Here is a 12942-nt window from a genome sequence, read left to right as displayed (position 1 = left end):
GTCTTTCACTCGTCCGTGTACTCGATCTCTCCGAACATCAACTGCGAGCCCGCCATGGAGCCCACATAGGCCTCCTGGACATCGATGACTCGCGTGGTCCACCGGGCCATGAGCTTCTTGCGCGCCTCGGGCCCGAAGCCGTGGAGACGCAACTCCCCACCGGGGCGTCCCGCTGCGCGCGCCGAGGCGACTGCTCCCGCGACCGAGTCGACACCGAAGACGATCCCCCAAATTCCCTCGCCGTGGCGCTCCAGGAAATCGAGACGATCCTGGGCAAGCTCGTCGTCCGCGGCGTGCGGCGTCATGAACTCGATCCCGGCATCGAAGGAGACATAGGCTTCACGAGGGCGCCCCGACACCGTCGGTCCGTGCATGTGCTCGAACTCGACACCCAGCAGGTCTGCCGCCTCGTCGGCGTAGCGCTTGAGGTTCTCCGGTCGTACCACCCAGATGACATGGTCGACTCGACCGACGTGACGTCTCATCCGCAGGCGCTGCTCAGGCGCGATTCTGATCCAGCAGGATCTGCACGCTCTTGGAGCGCGTCATCTCCCGGATCCCGTCCATGCCGTTGACCCGCCCGTAGCCACTCTCGCCGATTCCTCCGAAGGGGAAGTTGGCATCGCCCGCGCGGTAGTGGTTGACCCATACCTTCCCGGACCGGAGGTCGCGGGTCATTCGATGCGCTCGGTTGAGGTCGGCGGTCCATACCCCCGCCGCGAGCCCGAACGCGGTTCCGTTCGCGATGCGGATGGCTTCTTCCTCGGTACGGAAGGGAATGCAGACCACGACCGGCCCGAACACCTCCTCCTGAGCGATGCGCATCTGGTTGTGGGCGTTGGTCACGATCGTCGGTGCGTAGAAGTTGCCCGTGCATCCCTCGATCAGGCCACCTCCGCACGCTATGTCGGCACCCTCCTCCACACTGCTGCGAACGAGCTCGTCGATGTGGTCGAACTGCTGGCGGGAGAACACCGGCCCGAGCTCGGTGGCGGGGTCGGCCGGGTCGCCAACGCGAAGCTCACCGACGGCCTTGATCATGCGCTCCACGACCTCGGCATAGATCGACTCGTGGATCAGCGCGCGACTGCCACATACGCAGGTCTGCCCCGCCGAGGCGGTGAATCCGCGCACAAGCCCCTCGACCGCCGCGTCCAGATCGGCATCAGGGAAAACAATGTTGGCCGACTTGCCGCCGAGCTCCAGCAGAACCGGAGCTAGCCGAGACGCGCCCGCCGCCGCGACCATGCGCCCGGCGGCAGGGCTACCCGTGAAAACCAGCTTGTCCACCCCGGGGTGGGCGCACAGGGCCGCCCCGACGGCGGGTCCAGGACCAGTCACGATGTTGACCAGACCATCGGGCAGGCCCGCCTCGAGGGCCAGGCGGCCGAACTCGAGCGTCGAGCACGGAGCGAGCTCGGAGGGCTTCACGACGACCGCGTTGCCGGTCGCCAAAGCGGGCGCTGCCGCCTGCCCAAAGATGACTCCCGGCGTGTTCCAAGGCGTCTGGATGCCGATCACGCCGTAAGGCTCGTACATCGTCATGCTCAGGACATCGGGGTTGGCCCCCGTGGGCACGTCACCGGACATCGTCTCCGCATAGCTGGCCGCCAGCCGGTAGAAGGCCGGCAGGCTCTCGTACATCCGGCGCTCTTCACTGATGGTCTTTCCGTTGTCGGTCGACTCGAGCTGAGCAAACCGCTCAGCGTCACGCTCGATCAGGTCGGCCAGCTTGCGCAGGACCTCCGCGCGGTAGCGCGGACGCCGCGTCCAGTCGGTCTCCTCGAAGGCGCGGCGGGCGGCACGGACCGCGCGGTCGACGTCAGTCTCGTCCCCCTCGGGAAAGTCGGCCCAGACCTGGCCGGTGTAGGGATTGACCGACTGCATGCGCCGTCCGGTCGTGCCGGCGTCCCACGCACCGTCGATGAACATCTGGTACGACGTGAGCTCACTCACCGCTGCCACCCTCTCAGTCATTTTCGCCGACGATAATGCATACACTCCTGCAGACACAAGGGATCACTTCCCTTCGAACCGCGGAGCGCGCCTCTCCCTGCGCGCAGCGCGGCCCTCGAGGAGGTCCTGCGAGGAGCGCGCGGCCGCGACGAAGCGGTCCACTGCGGCGAGGTCGCGGTCACCGGCATCGCGCGCCGCCTCCCGGATGCCCGCCTTCGCCGCCCGTACAGTCAACGGCGCGTTCTCGGCGATGTCAGCGGCTAGCTGATCGACGACACTCGCCAACTCCTCCGCGGGGACGACCTGCGACACCAAGCCCAGGCGCAGGGCGTCCTGCGCGTCGAAGCTGCGGGCGGTGAGCACCAGTTCAGTCGCTCGAGCGCGGCCAATGGCTTCCACCACCGGCTGGGCGGAGTCGAAGCCGAAGGGGAGCCCGAGACGGGCGGCCGGAATCGAGAAGATGCTCTCCTGCGAGCAATAACGGAGGTCGGCATGCAACGCCGTCAGCACTCCGCCGCCGATGCAGTGACCCTCGATCCTGGCGATGACGGGCTTCGTGAATCGCTGCCAGGCACCCCAGAACCGTCGGAGGTCCTGCGCCAGGTCACGGTGCTCCCTCGACGCCTCCTCCGCCAGGTCCAATCCAGAGCAGAAAGAGCGACCGCCCTCTCCCGACGCTACGACGACGCGGACCGTCGAGTCCTCCTCCCACTCCTCAAGGAGCTGCTCGATAGCGCGCCGCATTCGACCCGTGATCGCGTTGCGCCGCGCCGGATTGCTGAGCACCAACGTGGCCACCCCCCGATCGTCGACGCCACTGACGATGCGCCCCACGGATTCATCAGCCATGCTGCCCTCCTGTCGGTTGATATGGCGACAGTGTTGCATGGCGAACTGCATGCGTTATTGTCGACTAAATTCCAACCCTCACCTCAGGAACTCGCCGATGACAAGCACCCACCACGTCCTCGCCTCCGACCTACCGGACGAGGCCGGTTCTGCCGGACCTCTCGCAGATCTGGTGGTGCTCGACCTTTCCCGCGCCCTTGCCGGTCCTCACGCCGCGATGATGTTGGGCGACCTGGGGGCACGGGTGATCAAGGTCGAGTCCCCCCAAGGCGACGAATCCAGGGGCTGGGGACCACCCTTCCTCCCAGGTCGCGACGACCGAGAGCATTCGACGTACTTCTTGAGCTGCAACCGCAACAAGGAGTCGATCGCGCTTGATCTGAAGGACCCCGCCGACGCCGACGTCCTGTGGCGCCTGGTTGATCGCGCCGACGTCCTCATCGAGAACTTCAGGCCGGGCGTCATGGACCGGCTCGGCTTTTCCTTCGCGCAGTTGAGCGCCCGCAACCCGCGCCTGATCGCGCTGTCGATCAGTGGCTTTGGCCCCGATGGCCCCGCCGCGGACCGGCCCGGCTACGACCAGATCGCTCAGGGCGAGGCGGGGTTGATGTCCCTCACCGGCGCGCCTGGCGAGCCGATGCGGGTCGGGGTGCCCATCGGGGACTTGTTGGCCGGTATCTACGGCGCCTACGGGGTCCTGGCAGCTCTCCACGAGCGGGAAACGAGCGGCAGCGGACAACATGTGACCACCAGCCTGCTCGCGGCCATCGTGGGCGTACACGCCTTCCAAGGGACTCGTCACACTGTCGCACAGGAGACTCCGACAGCGACCGGAGTGCATCACCCCTCCATCTGTCCCTATGGCCTGTTCCAGGCCGCAGACGGACCGGTGCAGATCGCGGTGGGAACTGAGGCGATGTGGAGGCGCCTCGCGGAGGAGTTCGACCTAGACCGCCCCGAGTGGGCGTCGAATCCCCAGCGTGTCGGGGCTCGCGCGGCGGTCCACGAGGCCATCGCGTCCCGGTTCGGGACGCTGGAGGCTGAGGAGCTCCTCGAGCGTTTGAACCGAATCGGTATCCCAAGCGGCCAGGTCCGCACGCTGGACCAGGTCTACGAGTGGGAACAGACCGCCACTCAAGGGCTGCTCCTCGAGGTCGAACACGCAGCACTCGGTCGAATCACCCTGCCCGGCCCGCCCATCCGCTTCAACCACAGCCTGCCCGCCGGCGGGCGCAGAACGCACTTGGCTCCCCCGATGCTGAACCAGCACGGGGACGCGATCCGGGCCTGGGTGGGCGCCTGACAGGACCCAGGCCTGTGTCAACAGCCTCCCGACTGGGAACGGAGGCGGTCGTGTTGGTCCGGCTGAAAAGTATCTGGTCTCGCCCGCGGCGCCAGCCGATTTCAGCCGTGGACCAGACGGTTGCAGCGGTGCGTCGGCAGCCGCGGGGGCGTGTTCGCCTGCAGGTATCACCGGCCTCTGGAGGCGTTGGCGTGTGAGGCGTCTCGCTCCAGCCGGCGAGGCGGTGCGGAGTAGCTTGTCGCGGCCGCACGGGAAGCCGACGTTGGCATTCTTGCCCATTTGCCATGTCGAATGTGGCTGCACCAGCCAGGGCGGCCAGGGACTGTTGCGCCGAGATTGCGCCCCGACGAACACGACCTCGGCCAGCAGAATGGCCGCACTCACCGTGCCGGCTCGAGGAAGGGGCTGGAAGGTCGGGTCCGGGCGCGTCAACAGGGCTTCCTTGGCGCGGACCTCGGGCGGACCCCGGTCCTTGCGCAAGACCGTAAGCATGCCGCCCAGGGTCAGCGCGATCACCTGGCCGGCGTCAGCTGCAGCACTGGCGACCCGGCCGGCGGCGGCATCGCGCAGGTGGCCGACCAGCGCACTCGGCGCCCGTAGAGCGCGTGATGCCTAGCCTCACGATCAGTCCTCTCTCCGCCCAGAATGCGGAGATCAGCGCACCGGCCCCAGACGTGACGGTCGCGCAGTCACGCGACTCTCGGAATGCGCAGCTCTGAGGCGGGCTGCGTTCCCAGGCCGCCGGGCCCCGCAACTGTTGACAGGTATTCCCCCGAGGCGGGACTCGCTCAGTCCGGCGATGGCCCACGGGTCACTGCGGTGCAGGCACGGCTTACACCTGCCGCCACCCACGGTCCACCAATGTCGGCTACGCGTCAGGTCCACGACGACGATGGCCCCCCACGATGGGGGGCCATCTCGCTGCACCGCCGCGTACTCGGCTGAGAACGCGCCAGAATGCGGCGCAGATCAGGGGTGGGCTGGCCGCGGGCCGCTCGCACCCGGGCCGCCTGTGCCCGGAAAATGCTCAGCAGAGAGCCACTCACGGAGGTCCGCTCCGTCAGCGTCGAGCGACGGAGCGCCCGATCGGGGCGTCGGGGCGTTCTCGCTTAGGAAGAATGGGGACCTCACGTGATCGATGCCGTCGATCCTCCACAGCATCTCCAGGTCCAGGTCGCGAGCGAGCTTGAAGGCGTCTGCGATGTCGTTCACCGGCCCGACCGGTACTCCTGCTGCGGACAGCGCCTCGGTCGCCTCCGCACGAGTGAAGCCGGCGAGGCGGTCGCACAGGATCTTGCGCAGTAGCACCCTGTTCTGCACCCGAGCGACGTTGGTCGCGAATCTCTCATCGCCGAGAAGCTCGCCCAGGTCGAGCACACTGCAGAGCTGGCGGAACTGGCGCTCTGTGCCGGCAGCGATGACCACGTCACCGTCAGCCACCTCGAAGACCTCATACGGCACGACACTCGGATGGGCGTTCCCGAGCCGACCCGGGACCTCCCCCGCCATCAGGAATGCGGCCGCCTGATTGGCGAGGCCTGACAGCGTGCTCGCCAGGAGGTTCACCTCGACCAGCTGGCCCCGACCATGCGAGGCGCGCGCCGCGAGCGCTGCCAGCACGCCCATGCCACCGTGCAGGCCGCAAAGCACGTCGACGACCGCGACTCCCACCTTCATGGGAGTGCCCTCGGCTGACCCCGTGATCGACATCAGCCCGCCGGCGGCCTGCGCCACCAAGTCGAAGCCGGGCAGCCGGGCTCCCCGCGGCTGCGAACCGAATCCCGACAGCGAGCAGTAGACGAGTCCGGGGTTCGCGGGCTGGAGGGCCGCGTAGTCCAGCCCGAAGGACTTCATCCGCCCCGGGAGGAGGTTCTCGACCAGCACGTCGGCACGAAGGGCCAGCTCCCGAGCGAGAGCCTGGTCCTCGGCCTTCTTCAGATCGAGAACGATCGAGCGCTTGTTGCGGTTGACCCCCCGGAAGTAGGTGGTCTCGCCGTCGCGCCATGGTGGTCCCCAGCCCCGCGTCTGATCCCCCTCGGGGGACTCGACCTTGATCACCGTAGCGCCGAGATCACCGAGGAGCATTGTCAGGTAGGGACCCGCGAGCACTCGCGAGAAGTCGGCGACCAGGATGCCGTCAAGTGCCCCCGCGACCGAGCCGGACATCGTGTCATCACTGGAGGGCCCATTCCGCATGACATTAATGTATGCGAAAATGACGACATTTGCAACGACAGATAGTCAGAGTCCCAGAGAATTCACCGCGACCGTCTTGTTCCGCGTGTAGAAGTCGCGAGCGCTCGGGCCCGCTTCGGGGAACGGGCCGCCGGAGTTGTTCCAACCACCGAACGGCACCTGGAACTCGACGCCAGTAGTCGGGAGATTTACGCCGATCAGCCCCGCCTCCGCCCCCGCCACGAAGCGTTCCGCGACACGCAGGTCATGGGTCAGCACCGAGGCCGACAGCCCCATTCGCGACGCGCGGATCAGCGCAAGGGCATCGTCGATCAGGTCCGTCGATGGGACAACCGTCAGGATCGGTCCGAAAGTTTCCTCGGTCTGCAGCGGAGTCAGTCGGGAGGGCAGCCGGACGACCCGAGGCACGAAGAAGTAGCCCTGCTCCAGACGGACGCGGTTCTCACCCACACCCTCCAACTCGACCCGTGCCCCGGCGGCGACCGACGCCTCCACGAGGCGGTGCACGTGCTCCAGGGCGGGAGCGTCGATCAGCGGCCCGATCGCGACCTCCGGGTCCACGCCCTCCCCCAGCACCAGGTGGGACATCTCCTTCTCCACCTGCGCCATGAAGTCGTCGTACACCGCCGCATCGACGACAACCAGTCCGGCGGCGGTACATTTCTGCCCGCTCTCCCCAAAGGCGCTCTCGACGGCCACGGCTGCGGCCTCCGCGACCGGCACGTCTCTCGCCACCGCGAGCACGTTCTTGCCACCGAGCTCTTGCTGGATCCGTACGTGACGCTCAGCCGCCGCGCGGCCGATCGCCAGGCCGACCGCGGTCGAGCCCGTAAAGCTGATCGCGCGCAAGCCATCGTGAGCCACGAGGAACCGGCTGGTCTCGACATCGGAGGTAAGGACGAGCTCGACGGCACCCTGCGGGATGCCCGCGTCGAGGAACGCCCGGTGGACGAGCGACGAGGCCACCGGGACGTGCGGCGAGGGCTTCCACACCACCGTGTTGCCCCACAGAAGCGCCGGACCCAACTTCGTCGCCGCCAGGAACGCCGGAAAGTTGAAGGGGGTCACGACCAGGACCGGACCCAGGGAGTGACGCCGGGTCTCCAGGCGGACGCCGGGACGCAGCGACGGCACAGTGACACCGGTGGGCTGAAGCACGGAGCCGGCGAAGTACTCCAGAGTCTCCGCCGACCTGACGACCTCGCCCACCGCCCGCGCCAGGGGTTTGCCCTCCTCACGGGTGATGGCAGCGCCGATCGAGTCGGCACGCTGGCGCAAGTTCGCCGCCGCGCGCAGGAGGAGCGCGGCACGCTCAGTGATCGAGGTGGCATCCCACGCTGGGTAGGCATTCGTCGTGGCGACGACCGCCTCCTCGGCGGCGGCAGCGTCCGCGTCGTCGAAGTCCCCCACTACGTCGCTGAGCCGCGCAGGGTTCAGGCGCCGGAACAGGCCGGGCGCGGCACTGGACGGATCTTCGGGCGTCGGGTTCATGTCGTTCCTCCGGGGTGGGCGCCGCGGCCGCCTGTCAGCTGAGGACCGCCGGCTCGGGCTCGCTCGATCGCTGGTTGAAGCGCAGGCCGAGATACTCGGACGCGATGCGCATGCGCTGGATGTTGATCGTCCCACCCGCGAGCGCCCAACCGTGCGAGTCACGATGGAGTCGCTCGAGCTCGTACTCCGCCGAGTATCCGTAGCCGCCGTGGATCTGGATCGCGTGATCCGAGACCGACTTGGCCATCTCGTTCGCATTGCACTTGGCGACCGAGGCCGAGAGCGCCGATGGCGCGCCTACCCCAGCCTCGTTCGCCGCGGCGTAAAGAAGCATGCGGGCGCCCTGCACCTTCATCACCATCTCGGCGAGCATCGACTGCACCATCTGAAACTCGGCGATCGGACGGCCGAACTGCCGGCGCTCGCGCACGTAGGCCGCCGAGCGGTCCAATGCCGTCTGGCCGATCGCCAGTGACATCGTCGCGTTGCCCAGGCGTTCGATGGAGAACGCCGTGAACAACTTCCCGAAACCACCAGCAGGCACGATCAGGTTCGCGACGGGCACCCGCACCTCGTCGAACATGATGTCGGCGGACATGATCCCGCGGAACCCCATCAGCCTCTCCTGCGGCCCGAAGGTGACCCCAGGGGTGGCGGCGTCGATGACCACGGCCCCGATTCCTCTGGCACCCGGCGCGTCCGAGAGCCGGAGGTAGACGAGGTACTGCTCGGAGTGTCCCGCGCCGGAGCACCACCGCTTGACGCCATTGACGACAACCTCGTCGCCTTCGATCCGCCCGCGCGTCGTCATGTCAGTCGCCGCCGTGCCCGCGTCGGGTTCGGAGATCGACACGGCGAGCGTCGCCTCGCCCGCGATGATCGGGGGCAGCAGTCGCGCCTTCTGCTCCTCCGTGCCGAACAGGTGCACGACGCGGGCCGGGCCAGCGTTGGCCTCGAAGACGGGCCAGGCAGCCACTGGCGAGGCCTTGGCCAACTCCTCGAGGACGATCAGTGCGTCCAGCAGCGGACGGTCGTGGCCGCCGTACGCCTCCGGAAGGGTCAGACCCAGAAAGCCGAGGTCGGCGAGGCGGCGGCGCTCGTCGTGGGGCAGCGGGCTCGCCGCGTCGTCCCACTCACGGGCCCGGGGCGCGTAGCGTGCCGTAGCCACCTGCCGGGCGACCTCCCGGAGTGCGGCCTGCTCGTCGGTCAGCTTGATAAGCGAGTCCATCGTTGCTCTCTGTCTCGTTGGTGTCGTCGACGACCTTGGCCTGCGATCGGGCGCCGGTTAGGACGTTCGCAGGTCGAAGCCTCTGTAGTTGGCCGCTGCGACCTCGTCGCAGATCTGGCGGTAAGTGCCGAAGCCGCCGGCGTAGGGCATGAAGACCTGTGGCTTGCCTGGAACGTTCGCGCCGACGTACCAGGTGTTCTTGGCCGTGGGATAGAGGGTCTTGTCCGCCGCCGCCTGCACAGCCCGGCCCCACTCCGCAGCGGCCTCTTGGCTGGTGGACACACGAATGACGCCCTGCGCCCGACAGTGACGGATGAGGTCGAAGATCCACTCCACCTGCTGCTCGGCGGTCATGGCCTGGTTCGCGAGGACCGACGGGCTGCCCGGGCCGTTGACCACGAACATGTTGGGGAACGCCGGCACCTGGACTCCGAGGTAGGTCACCGGGCCGTCCCGCCATGCCTCCTCCATGTCGACTCCGTCCACGCCTACGGGGTTGATCGCCTTCAGCGCGCCGGTGAACGCGTCGAAGCCGGTGGCCAGGATGAGGACGTCGATCTCGAACTCACGCTCGGCCGTCACGACCGCCTCGGGCGTCATCTTCGTGATCGGCTCGCGTCTCAGGTTGACCAGGGTGACGTGGTCCCGGTTGAACATCTCGAAGTAGCCGGTGTCGGTGATCGGCCGCTTCGTACCGATCGGGTGGTCGGTGGGAATGAGGTCCTCCGCCGTCTGCGCGTCGTGCACGATGGCCCGGATCTTCTCCTCCGCGAACTCCCGAGCCAAGTCGTTGACCGCGAGGTCCACCCGCTGCTCCTGGAAGGTCGAGGCGAAGAGGATGCCGCCGCGCTGCCAACGCTGCTCCAAGGCCGCGTGGCGCTGCGCCTCGTCCATGTCACGGGGGTGCACAGGGTTCGGTCCGTGCGGCGTCCCCCCGAGGCTGACCCGCGACACCGCCCGCCGCTCCTCGTAGCCTGCAAGGATCTCGGCCCACTCCTCGTCGGTGTAGGAGTGGACGTGAAGCGGGACGCTGTAGTTCGCCGAGCGCTGAAAGACGGTGAGCGATGCCGCCTGCTCAGCCACCAAGGGGGCGAGCTGCACGCCCGAGGATCCCGTGCCGATCAGACCGACCCGCTTGCCTGTGAAGTCGACCGGCTCGTGGGGCCACTCCGCCGTGAACAGGACGTCCCCGGAGAACGAGTCGAAGCCGTCGATGTCGGGGACATTGAGGGAGGACAGGGAGCCGGTCGCGAGGACCAGGTAGCGAGCCACGGTCTGCTTCCCTGACGCGGTCCGCACGGTCCAGGTGGCGCTCGCGTCGTCGTATGCAGCGCTCGTCACGCGCTCCTCGAACGTGATGAGGTCGCGCAGGGCGAGACGGTCGGCCGCGTGCTGGAAGTAGGAGAGGATCTCGGGCTGCGTCGCGTAGTTCTCGCTCCACCTCCACTCGGCTTGGAGGCCTTTGTCGAAGGAGTAGGAGTAGTCGATGCTCTCGATGTCGCAGCGCGCGCCGGGGTACCGGTTCCAGTACCAGACACCGCCCACGTCACCGGCTGCCTCGTAGCAGGTCACGCTCAGGCCCGAGACCTTGCATTGCCACAGGGCGTAGAGGCCGGCGACTCCGGCACCGACCAGACAGATGTCGACCACATCGCTTCGACCGCTCACGTCGACGTCCATGAGGCTCCATTCAGGTCTAGGGGGAGAGGGTCACGGGTGAGACCCTGACGACACTGTATGCGTTTCTGTCGACAAATACAACGACAGATATTTCCGCGATTCCCTGCTGCCTGTGTATCGTGACCCTCGCAACGACCGCAGAATCGACAAAACCGTCGTCGGAAGGGTGCACCCGAACGCCCGTCGGACGGCCCTGAGAGGGAGCGCGAGCGATGGCTGCTGCGACGTCAGAGGACTCGGCGACGTCACCGGTGACGGTCGCCGAGAAGATCCGGGACCTCATCGTCCGCCGCGAGTTGGTGCCTGGCGAGAAGATAGTTCAACTGGACCTCGCGAATCGGATCGGCGTTTCCAGAAGTCCGCTGCGCGAGGCACTGAGCACCCTCGAGGCCGAGGGCATCGTGAAGTACGAGACGAACCGCGGCTATGTCGTGGCGCGGCTCGCCGCCGAGGAGCTCGCCCAGATCTACCGCATACGCGAACTCATGGAGACCGATGTCCTGCGCAACCTCCCGGAGGCTACTCCCGAAGCGCTTGCCGGACTCGAGCGCCTCAACGCCGAGATGACCGATGCTCTCGGCGAAGGCGACGCGGCAAAGATGCTCCGCGCCAACAGGGAGTTCCACTTCGCCATCTTCGACATGTCCGATCTCGGCGTCTTTCGCCGCGAGATCCGACGGCTCTGGCAGCTTTCCGAGGGTTACCGTGCCACCTATCTGTGGCTCCCTGACGCGCGAGAGCGCATCGTCAAGGAGCACGACGAGATCATTGAGGCCATCCGCCAACACGACCTTGACCTCGTCGTGGAGCTCAGCGACCGTCACCGGTCGGCGAGCGCGGAGGTCGTTGTCAACCTGATCGCACTCTGACGAGCCGCTGGGCCACCGAGCGTCACCGGGCCCCGCGAACGTTGCCCGGTGTCAGTACTCCTCGATGGCTGCGACGACATGCTCCTCGGGGATGTCGTAGTTGTGCGCGGCCAGGGTGTGTCTCTTGGCGAGCTCAACGAGGACATCCTGGTCGGAAGATTCCATCAGGGCGCCACAGGCTGGGCAGACGACCTCCTTCACCGGGCCCTCTCCGCGTATGCCCGTGCCAGCTTCTGACGGAATGGGATCATCTCCCGTGCGGCGTTCCAATTCAGGACGCCCTCCGTCTGGCCGTCTACCTGGAACTCCACGAGGAAGCGTGTGCCGCCGTCGTACTCAGTCACGACCTCGACCGCCCCCTCGCTGAACACACCCGCCATCTGGATCCGGGCGTCGTACTGGTCGGTCCAGAAGAAGGGCACAGGCGCAAAGGCCGCGGACGAACCGAGGATCCCCTGCGCGACGGCGCGGCCTTGCTCGGCGGCGTTCATTCGGTGCTCCAGCCGCATCGGCCGGCCCAGTGCGGGATGCTCCCATTGCGCGACGTCGCCGGCCGCCCAGATCCCGGGCCGGACGCACGAGAACCGATCGCACACGACGCCGTCGTCCAAGTCCAGCCCGGCACCGCGCAGCCAGTCGACATCCGGCTGCCCCCCGATCGACACCAGGACCGTGTCGGCCGGCAGCACGCCTCCGTCGGAGAGCCTGACCCCCTCGACCCGTCGGCCGTCGGCCCCGGGAAGGAAGGCCGCAACTCCGACACCCGTGTGCAGCGACACGCCGTGCACTAGGTGGAGGCCGACTAGTGCGTCCGAGGCGACCTCGCCGATCCGGTTGCGCAATGGGACGTCGAGCGGCTCGACGACGTCCACCGCGACACCGAGACCCCTTGCCGTACTCGCCACCTCCAGCCCTAGGAAGCCACCGCCCACGACGACCAGGTGCTCGGACACGGCGAGGCGGGCACGGAGCGCGTCGGCGTCGTCTCGGGTCCGCAGCGTCAGGACTCCGTCCAACTGGGCGCCAGGGAGGCCGCGAGCACGCACGCCGGTCGCGATGACCAAGTGGTCGAAGCAGTGCGTGACGCCGTTGCTGTCGACGATCTCGGCGCGGTCCGGGTCCAGCCGCTCCGCCGAAGTCCCCCAGCGAATGTCGAGGTCAAGGGCAGCCAACTTCTCCGAGGTCGACAGCGCCAGTTTCGCCTCCTCGACCCCTGACGAGAGATAGCCCTTCGACAGGGGCGGGCGGTCGTACGGAATATGCTCCTCGGCGGACAGGACGGTGATCGAGCCAGCCCAACCGCCGCGACGCAGGGCCTCCACGGACGCGAGGCCCGCTGCCCCCAGACCCACGACTACGACCCGGCCCAC

Annotated in this window: 10 protein-coding genes; 2 read left to right on the top strand and 8 right to left on the bottom strand. The window is 67.6% G+C overall.

Translation table 11 applies throughout. The features are described 5' to 3' along the window. Positions 1-5: 5 nt before the first annotated feature. From L615_RS09675 to L615_RS09665, 3 genes are all read right to left on the bottom strand, one after another. A complete protein-coding gene (locus tag L615_RS09675) occupies positions 6-485 on the bottom strand; it encodes a VOC family protein (RefSeq protein WP_145724934.1) in 480 nt (159 codons plus the stop codon). 13 nt (positions 486-498) lie between these two features. Continuing rightward, positions 499-1956 (bottom strand): aldehyde dehydrogenase family protein, encoded by a 1458-nt coding sequence (locus tag L615_RS09670; RefSeq protein WP_186449806.1) that lies wholly within the window; start codon positions 1954-1956, stop codon positions 499-501. Positions 1957-2019: 63 nt separating this feature from the next. Further along, positions 2020-2805 (bottom strand): enoyl-CoA hydratase/isomerase family protein, encoded by a 786-nt coding sequence (locus L615_RS09665; RefSeq protein WP_186449805.1) that lies wholly within the window; start codon positions 2803-2805, stop codon positions 2020-2022. Positions 2806-2902: 97 nt separating this feature from the next. On the opposite strand from L615_RS09665, the gene L615_RS09660 reads away from it, so the two are divergent. Then, complete coding sequence (locus tag L615_RS09660; protein WP_145724931.1) at positions 2903-4108, top strand: CaiB/BaiF CoA-transferase family protein; 1206 nt, start codon at positions 2903-2905, stop codon at positions 4106-4108. A gap of 969 nt (positions 4109-5077) precedes the next feature. Here the strand turns inward: L615_RS09660 and L615_RS09655 are convergent. The 4 genes from L615_RS09655 to L615_RS09640 are packed head-to-tail and all read right to left on the bottom strand — an operon-like array spanning position 5078 to position 10691. Further along, the gene (locus L615_RS09655) at positions 5078-6304 is read right to left on the bottom strand and encodes a CaiB/BaiF CoA-transferase family protein (protein ID WP_261376621.1); all 1227 of its coding nucleotides are present in this window, start codon (positions 6302-6304) and stop codon (positions 5078-5080) included. Positions 6305-6349: 45 nt separating this feature from the next. After that, positions 6350-7795 carry an aldehyde dehydrogenase family protein gene (locus L615_RS09650; protein ID WP_145724930.1) on the bottom strand — a complete coding sequence of 482 codons (1446 nt, stop codon included), beginning with the start codon at positions 7793-7795 and terminating at the stop codon, positions 6350-6352. A gap of 34 nt (positions 7796-7829) precedes the next feature. After that, the gene (locus tag L615_RS09645; protein ID WP_145724929.1) at positions 7830-9023 is read right to left on the bottom strand and encodes an acyl-CoA dehydrogenase family protein; all 1194 of its coding nucleotides are present in this window, start codon (positions 9021-9023) and stop codon (positions 7830-7832) included. 57 nt (positions 9024-9080) lie between these two features. Continuing rightward, the gene (locus L615_RS09640; protein ID WP_222430512.1) at positions 9081-10691 is read right to left on the bottom strand and encodes an NAD(P)/FAD-dependent oxidoreductase; all 1611 of its coding nucleotides are present in this window, start codon (positions 10689-10691) and stop codon (positions 9081-9083) included. 224 nt (positions 10692-10915) lie between these two features. On the opposite strand from L615_RS09640, the gene L615_RS09635 reads away from it, so the two are divergent. Continuing rightward, on the top strand, positions 10916-11572 hold the full coding sequence (locus L615_RS09635; protein WP_145724927.1) for a GntR family transcriptional regulator: 657 nt from the start codon (positions 10916-10918) through the stop codon (positions 11570-11572). A gap of 197 nt (positions 11573-11769) precedes the next feature. Here the strand turns inward: L615_RS09635 and L615_RS09630 are convergent, their stop codons facing one another. Next, positions 11770-12924, bottom strand: coding sequence for an NAD(P)/FAD-dependent oxidoreductase (locus tag L615_RS09630; RefSeq protein WP_261376626.1), 1155 nt, complete (start codon positions 12922-12924; stop codon positions 11770-11772). Positions 12925-12942 lie beyond the last annotated feature (18 nt).

It is taken from the genome of Nocardioides sp. J9, from assembly GCF_007829375.1.
Lineage (GTDB): Bacteria > Actinomycetota > Actinomycetes > Propionibacteriales > Nocardioidaceae > Nocardioides.
The sequence above is the reverse complement of the archived record's forward strand: the minus strand, read 5'-3'. Positions and strand labels throughout refer to the sequence as shown.